The organism is Reyranella sp. (genome assembly GCF_004297265.1).
Classification (GTDB): domain Bacteria; phylum Pseudomonadota; class Alphaproteobacteria; order Reyranellales; family Reyranellaceae; genus Reyranella.
The window spans coordinates 169,549-190,769 of sequence record NZ_SCUT01000010.1 but is presented as its reverse complement, the minus strand read 5'-3'; the positions used below and the strand labels follow the sequence as shown (position 1 = coordinate 190,769).

Sequence of the window (21,221 nt, the reverse complement as noted above, 5' to 3'; positions counted from 1 at the left end):
TCTAACTTCCGCGATACGTCGAATAGCTCCACGGCGTGCAGAGCAGCGGGACGTGATAATGCCCCTCCGGCTCGGCAATGGAAAAGCGTAAAGGCACGATGTCGAGAAAAGGCGGGTCGCCCTGCTCGATGCCCCTGCTGCGGAAATGGTCACCCACCGCGAAACGCAGCTCGTAGCGGCCGATCGGCAGGGGCCGGCCGCCGATCAGCGGTGCATCGGTACGGCCGTCGGCGTTCGTCACCGAGGTCGCGATGCGATGGGCGCGGTCGCCGGCGAATTCGTAGAGCTCGATGGCGACACCGATTGCCGGACGGCCGGCATGGGTGTCGAGCACATGGGTGCTCAGCCGGCCGTTCACCTTGAGCGGCCCCTCGCCCGCCACCTTGGCGGCCATGCGCAGGCGCGTGATGAAGAAGATCTCCTGCAACGCGGCGGCGAACTCGGTGGCGGCGTCATGCTGCAACCGACGCTCGAACTGGTTCAGGATCGAATCGCGCGTGTGGCGGCGCACGCAGACGATGAAGGGAAAGCCGAACTTCTCCTGGTAGGCATCGTTCAGGCGATGGAAGCGCGCGAACTCCTCCTCGGAGAGCGTGTCGAGACCGACGCTCGCCTGCTCGTGCCGCGAGTCCTCGGTCAGGTCGCCGGCGCGGGCGGCCTTGCCGGCCAGATCGGGATGGCCGCGCAGGAAGTCGAGCTGCCGTTCGCGCGGTGCGGCGCGCACCGCGCCCATCATTGCTTCGTGCAGTGCGGCAACCGTCGCGAAGGGCCGCCTGGCGGCGGCCGCCTCCGCGACCCAGGGTGCCAGTTCGAACGTATCGCCGACCGCGGCGCAGAAGTCCGCAGGGTCCGCGCGGTTTAGGTCGGCAAGCAGATGGATCATGCCGGCCGACCTAGCATGCCCCAAGGACCGTCTCTATAGTCCGGCCCAGCAAAATCCATTGGGAGGAGCCGCAATGACCGGCCGCAACACCTTCACCCGTCGCCGCCTGGGACAGACTGCCCTCGCCGGAGCCACCCTTCTCGGCGCCCCGCTGCCGCTGCGCCAGGCCTTTGCGCAAGGCGCTCCCGCCAACCTCAAGGTCGGCCTCCTGCTCCCGACTTCGGGCCTGCAGGCCCAGATCGGCCAGGCCTGCCGCCGCGGCGCCGACGTGGCCAACGACGTGTTTGCCGACATGAAGTTGCCGGTGAAGCTCGACATCGTGAACTACGACACCGAGACCAAGCCGGACGTCGCCCGCACCCAGGCCGAGAAAGCGATCGACGCCGGCTGTCATATCCTGGTCGGCGCCTTCGATTCAGGCCAGACCATTGCCATCGCCCAGGTCTGCGAGCAGCGCGGCGTGCCGCTGGTCGTGAACATCGCGGCGGCGCCGCAGATCACGGAGCAGGGCTACAAGTTCGTGGTGCGCAACTTCCCGACCGCACCGATGCTCATCACCGGTGCGCTGTCGCTGCACAAGGAGATCTTCAAGGTCTCGGGCAAGACGCCCAAGACCGCCGTGCTGATGAGCGTGAACGACACGTTCGGCACCTCGATGATCAATGGCATCAAGGCGCTCTTCCCCAAGCTCGACATGCCCTACGAGCTGGTCGACACGATCAGCTACGACGTCGCCGCCAAGGATCTCTCGGTCGAGGTCGCCAAGGCGAAGGCCACCAAGGCCGAGCTGCTGCTGCCCGTCAGCCGCCTGAACGACGCCAAGCTCCTGGTGCAGGAGATGGTGAAGCAGCGTTGGGAGCCGATGGGCGTCCTGAACCCGGGCGCCCCCGGCCTCTACGAGCAGGACTTCCTCAAGACGATGGGCAAGTACGGCGAGTACATGATCTCGAACGTGCCCTGGCTCGATCCGAAGTCGGCGATGACGCAGTCACTTGAGAAGCGGCATGCCGCAAAGTTCCCGAACGACCAGCTCGACCTCAACGGCGGCTTCACCTTCGAGGGCATCCTGATCGCGGCCCAAGCCTGGCTCGCCGCCAAGTCGACCAAGCCCGGCGACCTCATGGACGCGCTGCGCAAGATCAAGATCGACCAGCACGTCATGGTGGGCGGCCCGATCCAGTTCGACTCCAAGGGCCAGAACGTCAACATCAAGGCCACCGCGGTCGAGAACCTCAAGCGCAAGCCCACGGTCGTGCTGCCGCTCGAATCGGCCGCCGCGCCTCTGGTCTTCCCGATGCCGCCGTGGAACGACAAGCGCCGCACCTGATGGCCGACTAGCGCGTTGACAGCCGACTTCCTCCTTTCGCTCGCCCAGGCGATCACCAAGGGCCTGTTGACTGGCATGGTCTACGGGCTGATGGCGCTCGGCCTGTCGGTGATCTTCGGCGTGATGCGCGTGGTCAACTTCGCGCATGGCGAGATGATGGTCGTCGGCATGTATCTCGCCTGGATGGGCTTCGAATACCTGCAGGTCTCGCCGATGCTGAGCCTGCCGCTGATCGCCGTGATCTTCTTCGGCGCGGGCTACGTGCTTCAGCGCGCGGTGATCTCGCCCTTCATCGGCCGGCCCGAGCACCAGCAGTTCCTGCTGCTGCTGGCCATCGCCATCCTCCTGGTCAACGTCTCGCTGGTCATCGCCGGTCCCGACGCGCGCGGCGTGCAGATGGACTCCCAGTTCGACTCCTACGAACTCGGCCCGTTCGTCTTCGATGCGGTCCGCGTCCATGCCGCCCTCACCGCGGTGGTAATCGCGGGCCTGCTGTGGCTCTTCTTCACCCGGACCCGCACCGGCAAGTCGATCCGCGCCGCCGCCGACAACAATCTGGGCGCCCTGGTCGTCGGCCTCGACGTCCGCCGGCTCTACGCCTTCACCTTCGGCGTGGGTGCGGCCTGCGTCGGCGCCGCCGGCGCGCTGATGATCACGATCATTCCGGTGACGCCGTTCCTCGCTGCCGAGTACACGCTGCTCGCCTTCGTCATCGTGATCGTGGGCGGCCTCGGCAGCATGACGGGCGCGCTGGCCGGCGGCCTGCTGATCGGCGTCAGCGAGGCGGTGGCGGGCCTCCTGCTGCAGCCGTCACTGAAGAGCATGGTGAGCTTTGGAATCCTGATCCTGGTGCTGCTGCTGCGGCCGCAGGGGCTGTTCGGCAAGAGCGGCCCATGAACCTTCTCGCACGACTGACCGGGGGCGTGCCGGCCCGCTCTCTGTGGTGCCTGGGCGCGCTTCTCGTGCTCCTGCTCGTGGCACCGGCGCTGCTTGGCAAATACGGCCTCTCCGTCCTGATCCTGGTCCTCTACTTCGCCTTCGTCGGCCAGGCATGGAACATCATGATGGGCTTCGCCGGCCAGCTCTCGCTCGGCCACGCGCTCTATGCCGGTGTGGGCGGCTACATCGCCGCCGGTCTCTTCTTCCACTACGGCATCGGCCCATGGGCCGGCGTCTTCGTCGCGGTCGCGGCGGCCGTCGCCGCGGGATCGATCGTCGGCTATCTCGGCTTCCGCTTCTCGCTGGCCGGCGTCTATTTCGCCCTGCTCACCATCGCCTTCAGCGAGTTCACGCGCATTGCCTTCGATCATTGGGGCTGGGCCGGCGGGTCGGGCGGCCTCTTCCTAAAGGTCGACGCCGCCTCCGACATCCTGAACCTTCGCGGCGGGCCGCTGCTCTTCTATTACGTGATCCTGGCGCTGGCGGCCGGCACCTTCATCCTCTGCCGCCTCCTCCTCGAAAGCCGGCTCGGCCGCTACTGGCTCGCCATCCGCGAAGACCCGGAAGCGGCCCAGGCGGTGGGCGTCCCGGTCCTGCGCTGCAAGATGATTGCGATCGTGATCTCGGCGGCGCTGACGGCGCTGGCCGGCGTCTGGAACGCCTTCTACTACAACAACCTCTTCCCGGAGACGGCCTTCGCCATGGGCCGCTCCATCGAGTTCACGCTGGCCCCGATCATCGGCGGGCTGGGCACGCTGTTCGGACCCATCGTCGGCGCGGTGGTCCTGACCGGCCTCGGCGAGATCTTTACCGACCTGAGCGAGGTCTTCCACATCTCCGGCCTGAAGCAGATCTTCTACGGCCTCGCCCTGCTGGTGATCGTGATGTACCGCCCGGCCGGCGTCTGGCCGTGGATCGCCGAGCGCTTCGGCTTCGGGGAGAAGCGGCGATGAGCGGCGCGCGGCTCGAACTCGACGGGATCGCCAAGAGCTTCCGCGGCCTCCGTGCGGTGCACGCCGTCTCGTTCGAAGTGCCCGGCGGCGCCATCAACGCCCTGATCGGGCCCAACGGCGCGGGCAAGACCACGATCTTCAACATGATTGCGGGCGTCTACAGGCCCGACTCCGGCAGCGTGCGCCTCGACGGGCGGCAGATCTCCGGCCTGCGGCCCGACCTCGTCTGCGACGCGGGCGTCGGCCGCACCTTCCAGATCGTGAAGCCGTTCAAGGGGCTGAGCGTGCTGGAGAACGTCACGGTCGGTGCCCTGCACCGCCGGCCAACCCTTCCCGACGCCCGCGCCTATGCCGCCGACATACTGATGCAGCTCGGCCTGCACGATCGCCGGCACCAGGCGGCCGAGAGCCTCACCCTGCCCGATCGCAAGCGCCTCGAGGTCGCGCGCGCGCTCGCCACCGAACCGAAGCTGCTGCTGCTGGACGAGGTGATGGCGGGGCTGCGGCCCACCGAGATCGACGTCATGGTGACGTTCCTGCAGGAGCTGAACAGGCGGACCGGCCTTACCATCCTGCTGATCGAGCATGTGATGCGGGCCGTCATGGCGCTGGCCTCCAACATCGTCGTGGTCAGCTACGGCGAGAAGATCGCCGAAGGCACCCCGGCCGAAATCGCCCGCCACCAGGCCGTGCTCGACGTCTATCTAGGCGAGGCGGAGCCCGCATGAGCGCGGCCCTTCTGAAGGTCGAGAATCTCGAGCTCTTCTATGGCGACGCCCAGGCGCTGGCCGGCGTGTCGCTCGAAATCGCCCAGGGCGAGATCGTGGCCATCGTCGGCGCCAACGGGGCGGGCAAGAGCTCGCTGATCCGCTCGATCCACGGGATCGAGAAGCCGGCGCGCGGCCATGTCCGCTTCGACGGCAGCGACATCACCGGCTGGCCTTCCTATCGCGTCTGCGAGGCGGGCGTCGGGCATGTCGCCGAAGGCCGGCAGGTCTTCCCCAATCTCTCGGTGCTGGAAAACCTCGAGATGGGTGCGACGCCCAAGCGCGCCCGGGCGCTGGAGAAGCAGACCCTGGAGCGGGTCTTCGCGATGTTCCCGCGTCTCGCCGAGCGGCGGCGCCAGGCTGCCGGTACGCTCTCGGGCGGCGAGCAGCAGATGGTGGCGATCGGCCGCTGCCTGATGGGCCAGCCCCGGCTCATCATGTTCGACGAACCCTCGCTCGGACTGGCCCCCACCATCGTGCAGGAAGTGTTCCGCATCGTGCGCCGACTGAACGAGGAGGGCCTCACCATCCTCCTGGTCGAACAGAACGTGATGGCGTCTCTGCGCATCGCAGATCGCGGCTACGTGCTGGAGAACGGCCGCATCGAGCTGGAGGGCCGGGGCGCCGACCTGCTGACCAATGACCGCGTCCGCCAGGCCTATCTGGGGCTCTAGAGCCACTTGACTCCCGGTTCCAGGGGCTGCGACGCCCCCGAATCGCCGTCTGGGGAAGGGAAAAGAGGTTTTTCCTTTCGTTCGTTTCGTTTATTTTGTTTGTTTCGCTTATGCTGCCTCACGATGCGGCCGGGTCGCAGGGTCGGAGACCGCGCCGGCCGGCCTGTCCCGGTTCCTGAGGCATTGACGCAAGCCTCGGCCGGCTGCAATTCTCGCCGCTTCCGGTACTGACGCTGTCGCGTGCGACGCGGATCGGTCCGGGATGGCGCCGGCTCCTCCCGACGACGGGGCGACCGCCCTCCCCGGCAGACCTTGCCCATGGGGAGAAACACCAAGTGAACCGTCGTGACATGCTCAAGGCCGGCCTCGCCGCCGGCGCAATCGGTCTCGCGCCGCGCCTCGCCTCTGCACAGGCCACCACATACGCGCCCGTGCCGAAAGGCTGGCGCACCCACGTGCTGACGACGCGGGTCGAGCCGACGGCGGGCGCCACGAAGGCCTGGATCCCGCTGCCGACCTTCGAGGCCCCCGACTGGCAGCGTCCCGGGGGCGTCACCTGGACCGGCAACGCGCGCGTCGCCGAACGCGTCCGCGATCCGAAGTACGGCGCGGAGATGCTCCGGGTCGAATGGGCGGCCGATCAGCAGGCGCCGGTGATCGAGGTCGTCGCTCAGGTCCAGGCGCAGAACCGCTCGGTCGCGCCCGGTCAGGGCAATGCCCAGCCGCTCGGCGACGCCGAGCGCAAGCTGAACCTGATGCCGACCACCTTCCTGCCGATCGACGGAATCGTAAAGGAAACCGCCGACGGGATCGTGCGCGGCAAGCAGGGCGACCTGGCCAAGGCCCGCGCGATCTACGACTGGGTCGTCGAGAACACCTTCCGCAATCCCAGGACGCTGGGTTGCGGCGTCGGCGACATCACCACGATGATCCGGACCGGCAACCTGAACGGCAAGTGCGCTGACCTGAACGCGCTGTATGTCGGCCTTGCCCGCTCGGTCGGGCTGCCCGCACGCGACGTCTACGGTATTCGCGTGATGCCGTCCGAGTTCGGCTTCAAGGCGCTGGGCGCCGGTTCGGAGGTCGTGTCCAAGGCACAGCACTGCCGCGCCGAGGTCTGGCTCGCCGGTTCGGGCTGGACGCCGGTCGATCCGGCCGACGTGCGCAAGGTCGTGCTGGAAGAGCCGCCGGCCAACCTCGCGATGACCGATCCCAAGGTCGTAGCGGCCCGCCGCGCCCTGTTCGGTTCCTGGGAGGGCAACTGGCTCGCCTACAACGTCGCGCACGATGTGAAGCTGCCGGGCTCCAGGGAGGAGCCGATCGCCTTCCTGATGTATCCCCAGGCCGAGAATCGCTCCGGCTTTCTGGATTCGCTCGACCCGGACAAGTTCAAGTACCGGATCACGGCACGCGAACTGACGGCCTAGCCTGGCCTGAAGCGGCGGGCGGGGCATTCCGCTCCGTCCCGATCCGCATTATATCCGGCGGATGAGCGCACCCACCGACGCGGCGTCGCATCAGTCGCCCGCCCGACTCGTGTATCGCTATTACCTTGCGATGTCGGTGCCGTTCCTGATCGACGCGGTCTCGGTGCTGGTCTATGCGGCGCTCAACAGCGCCCCCGAAGTCGTACTCCCGTCGCTGGCGATCACGACCCTGTTCCTCGCCGGCGGCGTCGGCTTCGGCGCCTGGCTCCTCGTCCGGCCGATCCGGCATTTCATCGTGGGACGCGCAGCCTTCGGCGATATCGAGCTTTCGCTGGCGCGCCTGCCGCGCCATTCCGCGACAGTCGTCGGGATGATGTATGCGCCGATGGTGGCGCTTCGCCTGCTGTCGCATCGCCTCGAGATCACCTTCGGGGCCACGCTGCAGCAGGTCGCCTGGCCTGACGTCGTCGCCAACCTGACGGTCGGGACGGGCTTCAACGTCGTCCTCACCTTCTTCGTCGTCGCGGCGTACCTCGATCATCTGTGTCAGGAACTCTTCCGCACGAAAGGCGTGAACATCGGAACGTTCGGCGGCCGGTTCCGGAGCAAGGTGGCTCTCGCCCTTCTCTTCGTGTCCTTCGCGACCATGGTCCTGATCGCCGCCGACATGCTGAGCTACAGCGGCGAGCGTCTGGTCCGCGAAGCCTCGTCCGACATCACGACCTCGGCGATCGGCACGGCGTTCATGTACTACTGGATATCGAATGCGCTGACCCGGCCGATCACGCGACTGGACGGCGGCCTGCGCCGGGTCGCCGACAATGACTATACCGTCCGCCTTCCCGTCACCTCGGACGACGAACTCGGCCATGCCGCCAGCCGCTTCAACCAGATGGTCGAGGGCCTCGCCGAGAAGGCGTATCTGCGCGACACGTTCGGCAAGTATGTGAGCGAGACGGTCGCCGACTCGATCCTGTCCAACCGCGGCAACACCGGCCGCAGCATCGACACCACGGCCGAAGCGACCCTGATGTTCACGGACATCGAAGGCTTCACGGGCCTGTCCGAGAGCACGACACCGGCCGAGGTCGCGGCCCTCCTGAACGCCTATCTACATACCGTCGTCCCGGTCATTCAGCGCCACGGCGGCATCGTGAACAGTTTCATCGGCGACGGGCTCTTCGTGAGCTTCGGCTTGCCACGTCTGCTGGAGAATCACGCCAGGGCCGCCATCGCGGCGGCGATCGACATCCAGAAGGCGCTCGCCACCGCCCGATTCGCCCGCGGTTTCACACTCCCGACACGCATCGGCCTCAACACCGGCCCGGTCATCGGCGTCACCATCGGCACCGACAATCGCCTCAGTTACACGCTGCTGGGCGACGCCGTGAACGTCGCCGCGCGACTCGAGCAGCTCAACAAGAAGTTCGGCACACGCATCCTGGCCACCGAGAGCACCGTGGTGGCGGCGGGTGCCGAGACCTTCTGCGAACGGCTGGGTACGACCGACGTTCGCGGTCATCACGACGGCGTGGTCATCTATCACGTGGGACAGCCCCTGTGACGGCGGCAGATGAGGCAAAGCCCGTCGCCACGGCGGCGGAGATCGGCGGCCTGCGGCGGCGCTATCTGCTGCGAGCCGTGTCGGCGGCCGGAGTCGATGTCGCCTTCACCGGCATTTTCGTCGCTTTCGCGGATGCCTGGGCCTATGCGCCACGGTCGGTCGCCGTCGGGTTGTTCCTGCTGCTGGGCGTCAACGCCCCGGTCTGTTGGCGCCTTTTCCGGCCCATCGAAGAGTATCTGGGAGGACGGCGCTCGTTCGAGGATGTGGAGCGCCGGATCACGCAGCTCCCGCTCCTGACGGCCTCGCGTGTGGCGGTGCTCGCCCTGATGATGGTGAGTTTTCGGGTGTCAGCGCCATACTTCTGGCCGGATGCCACCTTCGAAACCCTACCCACGCAGACGCTGGCCGATACCGCGGCGCTCCTGGTCGTGCTGCCGCTCTTCTACTTTACCTACATCTACTTCGTCATAAGCGACTATCTCGGCCATCTCTGCGGATTCATCTTCGAGCGTACCGGCCGGAACCTGTCGCTGTTCTTCGGGCGCTACCGCCTCAAGCTCGGCATCGCCCTGCTCGTCATCTCGCTCGCGCCCATGACGGCCGTCGTCGTCGACCTCCTCAGCTATGACGGCATGAAGTTGCAGTTCGAGATCGCCACCGACGTCGCCATCGCGCTGATGGGCGTTGTCGTCTCGGTCTACTTCATATGGCGATCCCTACTGCGTCCCATACGTATCCTGTCCCGTGCCATGTCGACCGTCGCTGGCGGCGATATGTCGGTAAGGATTCCCGTGACCTCGAACGACGAGGTCGGCGAGTTGACCAGCCAGTTCAACACCATGGTCGAGGGGCTGCGCGAGCGTGAGCAGATCCGCGAGACCTTCGGCCGGTACGTCGACGAGAGCGTGGCCTCGACCATCCTGCAGCGCGGCGGCAACGGGGTGCTGGCCGGCGAGACGCGCGAGGCGACGATCCTGTTCACCGACGTATCGGGCTTCACGACCATCGCCGAGAAACTGCCGCCGGATCAGCTTTTCGGGGCGCTGAACGAATACCTCGAGACCGTCCTTGGGCCTATCCGTGCCCACGGCGGCGTCGTGCACACCTTCATCGGCGACGGTCTCTTCGCCTCCTTCAACATGCCGCTCGCCTGTCCGGATCACGCTTCGGCCGCGATCCATGCCGCCGTCGACATCCAGCGCGCCGTTGCAGGCCGCAGCTTCGGCGAAGCCAGGGTCCCCTTCGTCACCCGGATCGGGATCAGCACCGGAGCTGTCATCGGTGGATCGGTCGGCGCCGGCCAGCGACTGAGCTTCACATTGCTAGGCGACACGGTGAACCTCGCCGCGCGGCTGGAAAAGTTGAACAAGGATCATGGCACGAGCATTCTCGTTTCGGAGACGACCTGCGCCGGCTGCGGCACGGAATTCGTGTTCAAGCCGCTCGGCAGCACGGCCGTCCGCGGCCGAAGCGGGTCGATCGCCATCTTCACCATCGATACTGTCTGAGGTCCGCCGTCCATGAATCCGTCCGCCCTGTCACCGGATCAGCTCGAGCTGCAGGCCCGCGCCCGCGAACTGGCAGCAGGACCCGTCACCCGCCGGGCCGCCGAGGTCGACCGCACCGAGCAGTATCCCTGGGACAATGTCGAGCTGCTGAAGGACGCCGGACTCATCGGCATGACGATCCCGAAGCAGTATGGTGGCCAGGGCAAGGGCTGGCTCGACGCCGTGCTCGCCATCGAGGCGCTGTCCTCGGCTTGTGCCGTCACCGGCCGCATCGCCGTCGAGACCAACATGGGCGCGATCAGTGCCGTCATGGCCTACGGCTCGGAAGAGCAGAAGAAGACGGCGGCCGACATGGTGCTGGCCGGCGACAAGCCCGCCATCTGCATCACCGAGCCCGACGCCGGCTCCGATGCCAACGGCATGACCACGCGCGCCGACAAGAAGGGCAACCGCTACGTCCTGAACGGCCGCAAGCACTGGATCACCGGCGGCGGCGTCTCCCGCCTGCACCTGATCTTCGCCAAGGTCTACGACGAGAAGGGCGCGTTCGAGGGGATCGGCGGCTTCCTCGCCATCCGCGACGAGACAAAGGGCCTCAAGATCACCAAGCGCGAGCCGACCATGGGTCTGCGCGGCATCCCCGAGGCGGTGATCGACCTCGAGGACATGGACGTGCCGCCATCAGCACTGGTGATCCCGCCTCGCGGCCTGAAGAAGGGCTTCGCCGACTTGATGACCGCCTACAACAGCCAGCGGGTCGGCGCCGCCACCGTGGCGCTGGGAATCGCCGACGGCGCCTATCAGCTCGCGCTCGACTGGTCGGAGAAGCGCCACCAGTTCGGGCGGCCGATCAACGAGTTCCAGGGCCTGCAATGGAAGCTCGCGGACATGTCGATCAAGCTCTCGGCCGCGCGTGCCTTGGTCTACAATGCCGCGCGCTCGGGCGAAGGCGGCTTCCCCGACATGCTGATGGCCGCGCAAGCCAAGGTCTTCACCTCGGAGAGCGCCATCCAGATCGTGAACGACGCCCTGCAGTTCTTCGGCGCCCGCGGCTACAGCCGCGAACTGCCGCTCGAACGCATGGCCCGCGACGTCCGCATGTTCACCATCGGCGGCGGCACGGCCGAGGTCCTGCGCAACGTGGTGGCGGGTGCGCTGCTGAAGAAGAAGCTGCCGCAGACGCGGGAGGGGTGGGACAAGGTCTGATCAATGGAGCGCGCCACTCCAGTGGCGCTCAAGATTCGTCAATGAGCAAGACATGAGCGCCACTGGAGTGGCGCGCTCCAATGACTACCGCCCGAACCGGTTCCACTTGCCGGCATTACCGCGCATCAAGACGAACTCCTTGCCCTTCCTCGCAGGATCGTCGCGCGGCGTGCAGGCGATCGAAATCCAGGACTGGAAATCCCAGCGCGCCGAGCAGCTCTCGGTCGCGCAGGGAAGCTCGAATTCTGCCTCGGTCGCGAGGCCGTCGCCCGATGGCGTGAAGATCGACAGTGTGCCGCGCGCCGGCTGGAGAGAGCAGGCGACCGTCAGGAACCGCGTCTTGTCCGACGCCCAGACCGGCGCACCGTGGACCGTGAACAACCGGCCCGTGCGCCTCATCACCAGCGTCCAGGCGAAATCGTCGAGCCCCGGTGTGCGCACGACATAGAAGCGGCCGGGATCGTCATGGCGCTCGTAGAGATACTGGTAGCCGGCGTCACCGTACGGACAATCCTGCAGCTCGACCGCCGTGCCGCCGTCGATCGCCAGCCGCAGCCGGTCGCCCTGCCGCGAGACATTGGGCACGTCCACCCGCAGGCGCGGCGCCTCCTGTGGCCATTCGATCTTTTGGCTTTCGCTTTCATACGTGGGATTGAGCGCACCCTTCGGCACGCAGGCCTTCGGCGCCTCACCCACCGCCTGCGCCAACGCAGGGCAAGGAAGCAGCAGGGTGGCGAGACACAGCAGACGGACAAGCATGCACGGTCTTCACATCGGATTCTTGAGCATCGTCTCCAGGCTGACTGAACGCAACGTGGCCTCGGCGATTTCGTCGATCTCGGTCAGCACCCGTTGCAAAGCGGCGCCGATCTCCGTGTCCTCGCCCGCCTCCTTGGCGCGCTTGCCCGGCGCGGGTTCGAACAGGGCGACGATATCCATGAGCGTGATGCGGCGCCTGTTGCCGATGAACCGATAGCCTCCCGCCGCTCCACGGCCGCCCTGCACGAGGCCGGCGGCCGAGAGCGTTCCCAGGACCTTGGCCAGCGAATGAGGTGAGACACCGAAGCGTTCGCCGAGTTCGGCGGCCGAGAGTGTGCGGGCGGGATCACGCGCCAGTTCGAGGACCGCATAGAGACCAAGCCGGGTGGCCGTCTGCAACTTCACGGCAATTCCCTGTCGAGTTGCAGCGAGGGGCCGGCGACCATGCCCTGGGCGCGGAAGAAGGAAAGGATCAGATGGTCCTTGCGATCGACCAGCGTTCGCACGCGCGTCACTCCCCGTTCTCTGAAGCGCACGGCCAGCGCTTGGAACAAGGCGCTGCCCACGCCCTTGAGCCGCGTCTTCGGATCGACCTGGATCGCGAAGACCCAGCCGGCGGCGGGCTGGCCGAATTCCCAAGCCCGGACCTCGCCGGCAATGAAGCCGGCCAGCGCGCCCTTCCCCGTCTCCGCGACCAGGAAATGCCGTTCCGGCGCCAGCATCTCGCGCCAGTATTCGGGTTTGTCCGATCCTGTCAGCCGTGCGTCCAGCGCGGAAATCGCTGCCAGATCAGAGGCTTGCGCGGGTCGGATGGCGATCATGTCTGGGGATTAGAATGACCTTGCGGCGCGGAAAGTAAATAGGTAATTCAGTACCGAAATACAGAAATAGGGAAAGCCAATGGATTCCGCCGCCGCGCCCATCGACTTCCGCACCGATCCCAGCCGTTACAAGCACTGGAAACTCTCGTTCGAGAACGGCGTCGCCTACCTCACGATGGACGTGAACGAGGAGGGTGGCCTGAAGCCTGGCTACAAGCTCAAGCTCAATTCCTACGATCTCGGCGTCGACATCGAACTGGCCGATGCCGTGCAGCGGCTGCGCTTCGAGCACCCCGAGGTGGGCGCCGTGGTCATCCGCTCGCAGCGCGACCGCATCTTCTGCTCCGGCGCCAACATCAACATGCTCGGCCTCTCGACGCACGATCACAAGGTGAACTTCTGCAAGTTCACCAACGAGACGCGCCTCGCCATCGAGGACGCCAGCACGCAGTCCGGCCAGACCTACATCTGCTCGATCAACGGCATTGCCGCCGGTGGCGGCTACGAGCTGGCGCTGGCCTGCGAACAGATCCTGCTGGCCGACGACGGATCGAGCGCGGTGTCACTGCCCGAACTGCCGCTGCTGGCGGTGCTGCCGGGTACCGGCGGGCTCACCCGTCTCGTCGACAAGCGCATGGTGCGGCGCGACCATGCCGACTTCTTCTGCACCACCGCCGAGGGGATGCGGGGCAAGCGCGCCCGCGACTGGCGCCTCGTCGATCAGCTCATCCCGCCCTCGAAGCTCGCCGAGCAGACGCAGAAGATTGCCGAGGAGGTCGCCGCGAAGTCTTCTCGTCCGAAGGACGCCAAGGGCATTGCGCTGCCGACGGTGGAACGGCAGATCGACGGCGACACGATTCGGTACAGCCATCTCACCGTCGAGATCGACCGCGAAGGACGCTCGGCAAAATTCCGGCTCAACGGCCCCTCCTCCGCGCCACCGGCTTCCGTGCATGCCGAAGGCGCCGCCTTCTGGCCGCTGGCGCTCGCCCGCGAGTTCGACGATGCGATGATGCATCTGCGGCTCAATGAGACCGAGATCGGCACCTGGGTGCTCACCAGCCAGGGCGATGCGGCCCTCGTCGAAGCCTATGACGCGGTGCTGGCCGCGAAGGCCGACGACTGGCTGGTGCGAGAGATCGTGCTCTACTGGAAGCGCACCCTGAAGCGGCTCGACTTGAGCTCGCGCAGCCTGATCGCGCTGATCGAGCCCGGCTCCTGCTTCACCGGCACCCTGCTCGAGGTCGCGCTGGCCGCCGACCGCTCCTACATGCTGGACGGCGTGTTCGAGGGCTCGAACCTGCCGGCGGCGACGATCCGGCTCACCGACATGAACTTCGGCCCCTACCCGATGGGCAACGGGCTGACTCGCCTCGCAACACGCTTCCTGCACGACCCGTCGCAGGTCGACGAACTCAAGGGCGAGATCGGCGAGGCGCTGGATGCCACCGCCGCCGAAGAAGCCGGCCTCGTCACCTTCGCGCCCGACGACATCGACTGGGAAGGCGAGGTGCGCCTCGCCATCGAGGAACGCGCCGGCTTCTCGCCCGACGGGCTGATCGGCATGGAGGCGAACCTGCGCTTCCCAGGTCCCGAGACGATGGAGACCAAGATCTTCGCGCGGCTCTCGGCCTGGCAGAACTGGATATTCCAGCGGCCCAACGCGACCGGCCCAGAAGGCGCGCTGAAACTCTACGGCACCGGCAAGCAGAGTAAGTACGACCGCAAGCGGGCTTAAAGCGATGAAACACCCCCAACCTCATCCTGAGGAGCGCTTCACTGAAGCGCGTCTCGAAGGATGGGCAACAGACAAGGTGCTCGTGCCCACCCTTCGAGACGGCGCTGCGCGCCTCCTCAGGGTGAGGTGATCTCCGGCAAGCAGGACGAGAAGGAGTCAATCATGGCCATCGACTACAGCCAGCTCATTCCCAACAACGTCGATCTCTCATCGGACCGTCGCCTCCAGCGCGCGCTCGAGAACTGGCAGCCGCGCTTCCTCGACTGGTGGAAGGACATGGGGCCCGACGGCACCTCGGCCTTCGACGTGTACCTGCGCACCGCCGTCTCCACTGACGCCAACGGATGGGCCAATTTCGGCTACGTGAAGATGCCGGAATACCGCTGGGGCATCTTCCTGGCCGACCGCGATCCCAATCGTGAGATCGCCTTCGGCGACAACAAGGGCAAGCCGGCCTGGCAGGACGTGCCCGGCGAGCTGCGTTCGACGCTCCGCCGCCTGATCGTGACCCAGGGCGATACCGAGCCCGCTTCGGTCGAACAGCAGCGCCTGCTCGGCAAGACCGCACCGTCGCTCTACGATCTGCGCAACCTGTTCCAGATCAACGTCGAGGAAGGCCGGCATCTATGGGCGATGGTCTATCTTCTGCATGCCTATTTCGGCCGCGACGGTCGCGAGGAGGCGGAAGCCATGCTGGAGCGGCATTCAGGCGATCCCGACAAGCCGCGCATCCTCGGCGCCTTCAACGAGGCGACGCCGGACTGGCTCTCCTTCTTCATGTTCACCTACTTCACCGACCGCGACGGCAAGTACCAACTCGCGTCGCTGGCCGAATCGGGCTTCGATCCGCTGGCCCGCTCCTGCCGCTTCATGCTGACCGAGGAGGCCCACCACATGTTCGTGGGCGAGACCGGCGTCGGCCGTATCCTCCAGCGCACTTGCGAATTGATGAAGGAACACAAGACGGACGACGTGCGCGGCCTGGGCGGCATCGACCTCCCGACCATCCAGAAGTACCTCAACTTCCACTTCTCTGTGTCGCTCGACCTGTTCGGCCAGGAAGCCTCGACCAATGCCGCCAACTACTACACACAAGGTGTGAAGGGCCGTTTCCTCGAAACCCGTATCGACGACGACCACCTGCTCACCAACGCGACCTATGAGATCGACTCAGTCGAGGACGGCCGCATCGTGAAGAAGGCGGTGCCGGCCCTGCAGGCGCTGAACGAGCGGCTGCGCCAGGACTACATCGACGACTGCGCAAAGGGCGTGCTGCGCTGGAACAAGACAATCGAGCGCGCCGGCATCCCGTTCGAGATGACTTTGCCCCACCGCGCCTTCGACCGGCAGATCGGCGCCTTCGCGGGTCTTCGTGTGTCGCCCGAAGGCAAGGTTCTCTCGGAGGCCGAATGGAATGCCCACAAGGACAAGTGGCTGCCGACCGACGAGGACCGCGCCTACGTCACCTCGCTGATGGGCGCCGCGGTCACCCAGCCCGGCAAGTTCGCCCACTGGATCGCCCCGCCGGCCCGCGGCATCAACAACCAGCCGGCCGACTTCGAGTACGTCCGCTTCAACTAGGACGATGCCGCCCGTTCCGCCCCGGTAGCTTCCGTCTTCAATTGTCGCAGAATAGTTGATCTCGCCCCTAGGCCTCGGTGTTTCCTCACCGAGGCTACCACGGCGCGGTCGGGCCGAGTCTGTGCCGTGGCTTGTTCCGGCGCGCAGCCGTGCGCACCGGTTAGTCGCCAGCTGCTGGTGATATTCAGTTGCACGGCAATTTCGATACTTGCAAAGTGATCCCAAGCTCGCCGGAAACTGGGGAATCTGCGAGCGGCGTACTTGGGGAATCCATGTTTCGACGCGTATATCGGACTGCGTGCGCCGCGCTGGTCGCGGCAGCAAATCTTGTGTTGATTCTTCTGTCGGTCACACAGGCTCATGCCCAATCCGTTACGATTCCCATCGAATATTACAAGGTGAATGGCTGGAGCCTCGGCATCACTATCGGCATCAACGGCGGCACGCCTCAGCCTTACCTGTTCGACACGGGGTCGGCCGTCTTCAATGCCGCGTGGAACCCAGCCACCTGGCAGGGCTTCGGCCAGACCGTCCCGGCGGCGACCGTGCCCAATGGGTCGGGCGTCCATTATTGCTATGGTTCGCCACCTTGCTACACGGGCAATCTGGTTCAGGTGCCGGTCCTGAATTTTTACGCGCCCGGGGCCACGGCAGGCAGCCCGCCGGCGGCCACCCTCTCCGCCAATCCGGGTTATCAGGTCAACGCCGTCTACAACGAGACGAATGAAAACGGCACCCGCGTGGAGAACACTTTCCCGGAGTATTTCCAGACGCACGATAAACCGCCCCTGTACAAGACCTTCTATGGCATCTTCGGTGCCGGCAACTTCACCGACCTGACGAACACCTCGGCGCTCGTGGGCGGTGTACTCGGCCAGACCATCCTCCCCGGCGTGCAGCATCAGGGCTACGTCGTGTCGGCGAACGGCCAGCCCAATCCGGCGAGCTACGACCCCGACGGTACGCCGCACAGGATCACCAATTCACCGGGCGGTACCCAGGTCGTGACCATCGGCGGTCAATCGCGACAGGTGAGTCCCTGCATCGCCTGCGTGACGGTCGGACTTACCCCCGAGTTGATCGGCCAGTTCGCCCCGGTCTCGTCAACGGGTCAGGTGGGAGTCGTGCCATGGGCGCAAACGGGCACAAGTTTTCCCAACCCCTACGGCGGCGGCACCGGAAACAACGGGTCGCGGGAGTCCGGCTCGAACTTCACGACCACCCTGCCTCCCGGCACTTCGGGCGGTTCATCGGTCTCCAACACCGCCCCTACCCTGCTCGATACCGGCACATCCCTCTATGTGCTGGCCACAGAGATGGGCAGTGGTGACACGAACACGGGGAGCACCCTTTCGATTTCCGGGGCCTCGCCGTCGGGAGGAACGATCCCTGGAATCCCGACGAGCATATCCACTCTCGCGGGTTCGTCGACGAGCGGCGACACCTATTCGGTAGAGATACGATCGGGATCGTCGAACACTCTGGGCATACCGTTCTTCATGCAGAACTCGGTGATGTTCGACCTGACGGGCCAGGCGATCGGCTACACGCTGTTCTACGTCACCCCGGCCAACCTCATGACCACCGCCGATGGACCACTGGTCGTCGACGGCAGCAACCTGCCGCTGGGCCTGGCGGGCGTCATCTCCGGACCGGGCGGCGTCACCATCCACGACGGCGGCGCGGTGCAACTCAGCGCCACCAACACCTATTCCGGCCTGACCAAACTCGACAGCGGGGCCCAGCTCCTCATTTCCGGACCGGGCAGCATCGCCGCATCCAGTGGCGTGGTGAACGACGGCCTGCTGGACATCTCGCGCGCCTGGAATCCGGTCGCCATCCAGAATCTCACCGGCTCGGGGCAGGTGAACCTGGGCGGGCAGAACCTCACTATCACCAATGGCGGCAGCTTTGGCGGCATCATCGCCGACGGCGGAGCATGGGCTGGCACCGGCGGCAGCGTTGCGCTGACGGGCGGCCTCCTCATTCTCACGGGCGTGAACACGTACACCGGCGGCACGACGGTCAAGGGCGGAGCGACCCTCGGGATCAATGCCGATGCGGCACTCGGTAACACGTCAGGCGGTCTCACACTGAACTACGGCATGCTGGCGGCATTGTCCGACTTCACGATGGCTCGTCAGGTCACACTCGGTCCGGGCGGCGGCGCCTTCGACACCAACGGCTTCAACCTCGTGCTCGGCACGGCGGTGGCTGGTCCGGGCGGGTTGACCAAGAACGGCCTCGGCATGCTGACCCTGTCGGGCGCCAACAGCTACACCGGCGGCACCGTCCTGAATCAGGGCATCCTGCAGCTGGCGCCGGGTGCCTCGCTGCCCACCACCGGCCCGCTCATGGTCAATGGCGGAACCCTCGACTTCAACGGCAACAACGCGACCATCGGATCCCTCTCCGGTCTCGGCGGCACGATCGCGCTGGGCGCCGGCACGCTGACGGTGGCCGAGCAGGGCAGCAACACCTTCGCCGGTATCCTCACCGGAACCGGCGGCCTCACCCTGCAGGGGCCGGGCATGCTTTCCCTCACCGGCGCCAACACCTACGCCGGCCCCACTTCCATCACAGGCGGCCGCCTCGCCGTCAACGGCAGCATCACCAGCAATGTCACCGTGGGCGCCGCCGGTAATCTCGGTGGCAGCGGCACCATCTTCGGGACCGTCACCAACAACGGCATCGTCGCGCCCGGCAATTCGATCGGCACGCTGACCGTGAACGGCGCCTACACCCAGGCCGCCGGCAGCAGCTACGAGGTCGAGACCAATGCCGCCGGTCAGGCCGACCGCGTCAACGTTACCGGGGCCCCCGGCACCGCGATCATCGCCGGCGGGAACGTGATCGTGACCGCGGCCTCGGGCGTGTATGCCCCCAGCACCACCTACACCATCGTCAATGCCACCGGCGGCGTCACCGGTACCTATGCCGGCGCCAGCAGCCTCTATCCCTTCCTCCAGCCCTCGCTCGCGTACGACGCCAACAACGTCTATCTCACCCTCAAGCCCGGCGGCTTCGGTGTCGGCGGCGCCACGCCCAACCAGTCTTCCGTCGGCCGCGTCCTCGACCGGAGCGTCGCCGGATCGAACGGCGACTTCGCCACCGTCATCGGCACCCTGGCCACCTACACCCAGGGCCAGGGCCAGGCCGCCCTCGATGCCCTCAGCGGCCAGAACTATTCCGGCTTCGGCACCGCCAATCTGGGCAACGCGCTGCTGTTCATGAACATGATGGGCCAGCAGATGAGCCTCGCCCGCGGCGGCGTCGGGAGCGGCACCCGCGTGGCCGTCGCCCAGGCCTGTGACGTGGCTCCCTCGGAGGCCTGTGATGGCGACACCGCCACCCCGTGGAGCCTGTGGGGCAGCGCGCTGGGCGGCACCGGCAGTGTTGCCGGCAATGCCAATGCCGGCACCCTGACTTACAACGCAGGCGGCTTCGCTGCCGGCGCCGACTATCGCTTCGATCCGCGTTTCCTGGCCGGGGTCGCCCTCGGCTATGTCAGCGGCAACCAGTGGGCCAGCGGCTTCAGCGGCCAGGGCACGACCAACAGCTTCCAAGCCAGTCTCTACGCCTCCTTCACCCAGGGCGCCTTCTATCTCGATGGCCTTGCGGGCTATGGCTACAGCGATAACCAGATGACGCGCCAGATCGTGCTGCCCAATCTGTCGGCGCGACTCGCACAGGGCCGCACCGGGGCCAACCAGTTCCTGGGGCAGATCGAAGCGGGCTATCGCATCGGGATCCACGAGCCTACCGCGGTTTCGGTCACACCCTTTGCCCGCTTCCAGGGAACGACCAACAGCCAGTCCGGCTTCACCGAAAACGGCGCGGGGTCACTCAGCCTCAACGTTGCGCCACAGACCACAGGGTCGGCGCGCAGCGTGCTCGGCGCCGAGTTCGCCGGCGCCTTCGGCCTCGAGGGCCGCGAGAAGCTGGCGCTACAGCTTCGCTTGGGCTGGGCGCACGAATACGCCGATACGACGCGGCCGGTGACGGCAAGCTTTGCCGGCGCGCCGGGTGCAAACTTCACCGTATTCGGCGCCGCCCCGCAGCGCGACAGCGCCGCCTTCAGCCTCGCCGCCAACACCGTCGTCGCCCCTGGCACGTCACTCTATCTCCGCTACGATGGCGAAACGGGCAGCGGCACTACCAACCACATGCTCAACGGTGGATTCAGGATGACATGGTGACGTGGGAATCCTGCGGCTCCAGGGGCGCTGGTCCGAAAATGCTTGGCATTGCATGCACACGCGGGCGTGGGGCAGGTTGGGCAGCCTGACATCCAGAACGACCTGAGGTCCCGTCTTGAGCCCGATCCAGTTTGCCGCCGTCGCCTTTGTCTGCATCATAGCCAGTGCAATCGCCGGCGCCTTGCTGCGGAGCCGCCTGCCCGAGCATCATGTGAGCGGCGATTCCAAGGACGTGATCAAACTCTCGATCGCGCTGGTCGCCACCATGTCGGCCCTGGTGCTGGCGCTGCTCTTCGCCTCGACCCGCACGTCCTTCGAGCGCACCAGCGGCCTGGTGAGCCGCCTGACGGCCGACATCAGCGAACTCGACCGGGTGCTGAAACATTACGGGCCGGAGGCTCAGCCGATAAGGACGGCTCTGCGCGCCGAGATTCAGCCAATGATCGATTCCATCTGGCGCGAGGAGGCCGCCAATCGCGGCACCGGGTCCGACGAAGCGAAAACGCCGGAAGAGGAAGTTCTGTTCATGCTGCAGGACCTGCAGCCGGCCAACTCGAAGCAACGAGCGCTCCAGGCACGCGCCATCCAGGTCAGCTCCGACCTTGCCCAGACGCAGCTCGCACTCTTCGCACAGCCGACGGATTCGATCTCGAATACGTTCCTCGTCGTACTGATCCTCTGGCTGATGTTCATCTTCGGCATCTTCAGCATGACGTCGCCCCCCAACCCGACATTGTTCGTCGTGATGGCGCTCTGCATCCTGTCCGCATCCGCGGCCTTCTACCTGATCCTGGAACTGGGTCTGCCGTTCGGCGGCCTGATGCAGCTCTCCAACGAACCGCTCAGGAACGCGCTCAAGTAGCGCGTCTCGACGG

The 21,221-nt window shown here is 66.2% G+C and carries 17 protein-coding genes; 13 read left to right on the top strand and 4 right to left on the bottom strand.

Annotated elements, in window-relative coordinates; all coding sequences use genetic code 11:
- Position 1: 1 nt before the first annotated feature.
- Positions 2-883: a 2-oxo-4-hydroxy-4-carboxy-5-ureidoimidazoline decarboxylase gene (uraD, locus tag EPO41_RS04635; protein ID WP_296321107.1), complete on the bottom strand. Its 882-nt coding sequence runs from the start codon at positions 881-883 to the stop codon at positions 2-4.
- Between the two features lie 73 nt (positions 884-956).
- On the opposite strand from uraD, the gene EPO41_RS04630 reads away from it, so the two are divergent.
- The 9 genes from EPO41_RS04630 (at position 957) to acdA (ending at position 11,248) form a co-directional block, all read left to right on the top strand.
- A complete protein-coding gene (locus EPO41_RS04630) occupies positions 957-2,210 on the top strand; it encodes an ABC transporter substrate-binding protein (protein WP_296321105.1) in 1,254 nt (417 codons plus the stop codon).
- 15 nt (positions 2,211-2,225) lie between these two features.
- Positions 2,226-3,107, top strand: coding sequence for a branched-chain amino acid ABC transporter permease (locus EPO41_RS04625; RefSeq protein WP_296321102.1), 882 nt, complete (start codon positions 2,226-2,228; stop codon positions 3,105-3,107).
- Positions 3,104-4,102, top strand: coding sequence for a branched-chain amino acid ABC transporter permease (locus EPO41_RS04620; protein ID WP_296321098.1), 999 nt, complete (start codon positions 3,104-3,106; stop codon positions 4,100-4,102). The genes EPO41_RS04625 and EPO41_RS04620 overlap by 4 nt, the downstream gene beginning before the upstream one ends.
- Complete coding sequence (locus EPO41_RS04615; RefSeq protein WP_296321094.1) at positions 4,099-4,830, top strand: ABC transporter ATP-binding protein; 732 nt, start codon at positions 4,099-4,101, stop codon at positions 4,828-4,830. The genes EPO41_RS04620 and EPO41_RS04615 overlap by 4 nt, the downstream gene beginning before the upstream one ends.
- Entirely contained in the window at positions 4,827-5,543 is a 717-nt protein-coding gene (locus EPO41_RS04610) for an ABC transporter ATP-binding protein (protein ID WP_296321091.1), read from the top strand. Before EPO41_RS04615 ends, EPO41_RS04610 begins: the two co-directional genes overlap by 4 nt.
- Positions 5,544-5,878: 335 nt before the next feature.
- Complete coding sequence (locus EPO41_RS04605; protein WP_296321088.1) at positions 5,879-6,970, top strand: transglutaminase domain-containing protein; 1,092 nt, start codon at positions 5,879-5,881, stop codon at positions 6,968-6,970.
- A 61-nt stretch (positions 6,971-7,031) separates the two neighbouring features.
- Positions 7,032-8,534 (top strand): adenylate/guanylate cyclase domain-containing protein, encoded by a 1,503-nt coding sequence (locus tag EPO41_RS04600; RefSeq protein ID WP_296321086.1) that lies wholly within the window; start codon positions 7,032-7,034, stop codon positions 8,532-8,534.
- On the top strand, positions 8,531-10,042 hold the full coding sequence (locus EPO41_RS04595) for an adenylate/guanylate cyclase domain-containing protein (RefSeq protein WP_296321083.1): 1,512 nt from the start codon (positions 8,531-8,533) through the stop codon (positions 10,040-10,042). Before EPO41_RS04600 ends, EPO41_RS04595 begins: the two co-directional genes overlap by 4 nt.
- A gap of 12 nt (positions 10,043-10,054) precedes the next feature.
- The gene (gene acdA, locus EPO41_RS04590) at positions 10,055-11,248 is read left to right on the top strand and encodes a 3-sulfinopropanoyl-CoA desulfinase (protein WP_296321080.1); all 1,194 of its coding nucleotides are present in this window, start codon (positions 10,055-10,057) and stop codon (positions 11,246-11,248) included.
- An 84-nt stretch (positions 11,249-11,332) separates the two neighbouring features.
- Here the strand turns inward: acdA and EPO41_RS04585 are convergent, their stop codons facing one another.
- From EPO41_RS04585 to EPO41_RS04575, 3 genes are read right to left on the bottom strand one after another with little or no spacing between them, the layout of a single operon-like run.
- Complete coding sequence (locus EPO41_RS04585) at positions 11,333-12,007, bottom strand: hypothetical protein (protein WP_296321079.1); 675 nt, start codon at positions 12,005-12,007, stop codon at positions 11,333-11,335.
- A gap of 9 nt (positions 12,008-12,016) precedes the next feature.
- Positions 12,017-12,412, bottom strand: a complete 396-nt coding sequence (locus EPO41_RS04580; RefSeq protein ID WP_296321077.1) for an Rrf2 family transcriptional regulator — start codon at positions 12,410-12,412, stop codon at positions 12,017-12,019.
- On the bottom strand, positions 12,409-12,828 hold the full coding sequence (locus EPO41_RS04575; RefSeq protein ID WP_296321074.1) for a GNAT family N-acetyltransferase: 420 nt from the start codon (positions 12,826-12,828) through the stop codon (positions 12,409-12,411). The genes EPO41_RS04580 and EPO41_RS04575 overlap by 4 nt, the downstream gene beginning before the upstream one ends.
- A gap of 79 nt (positions 12,829-12,907) precedes the next feature.
- Here EPO41_RS04575 and boxC point away from each other — a divergent pair, with 79 nt between their 5' ends.
- The 4 genes from boxC to EPO41_RS04555 all read left to right on the top strand — a co-directional run bounded on the left by boxC (position 12,908) and on the right by EPO41_RS04555 (position 21,208).
- The gene (gene boxC / locus EPO41_RS04570) at positions 12,908-14,566 is read left to right on the top strand and encodes a 2,3-epoxybenzoyl-CoA dihydrolase (RefSeq protein WP_296321072.1); all 1,659 of its coding nucleotides are present in this window, start codon (positions 12,908-12,910) and stop codon (positions 14,564-14,566) included.
- A 162-nt stretch (positions 14,567-14,728) separates the two neighbouring features.
- Positions 14,729-16,147, top strand: a complete 1,419-nt coding sequence (gene boxB / locus EPO41_RS04565; RefSeq protein ID WP_296321069.1) for a benzoyl-CoA 2,3-epoxidase subunit BoxB — start codon at positions 14,729-14,731, stop codon at positions 16,145-16,147.
- A 332-nt stretch (positions 16,148-16,479) separates the two neighbouring features.
- Positions 16,480-20,346, top strand: coding sequence for an autotransporter domain-containing protein (locus EPO41_RS04560; protein ID WP_296321066.1), 3,867 nt, complete (start codon positions 16,480-16,482; stop codon positions 20,344-20,346).
- A 115-nt stretch (positions 20,347-20,461) separates the two neighbouring features.
- Positions 20,462-21,208 carry a hypothetical protein gene (locus EPO41_RS04555; protein WP_296321064.1) on the top strand — a complete coding sequence of 249 codons (747 nt, stop codon included), beginning with the start codon at positions 20,462-20,464 and terminating at the stop codon, positions 21,206-21,208.
- The last annotated feature ends 13 nt before the right edge of the window (positions 21,209-21,221 follow it).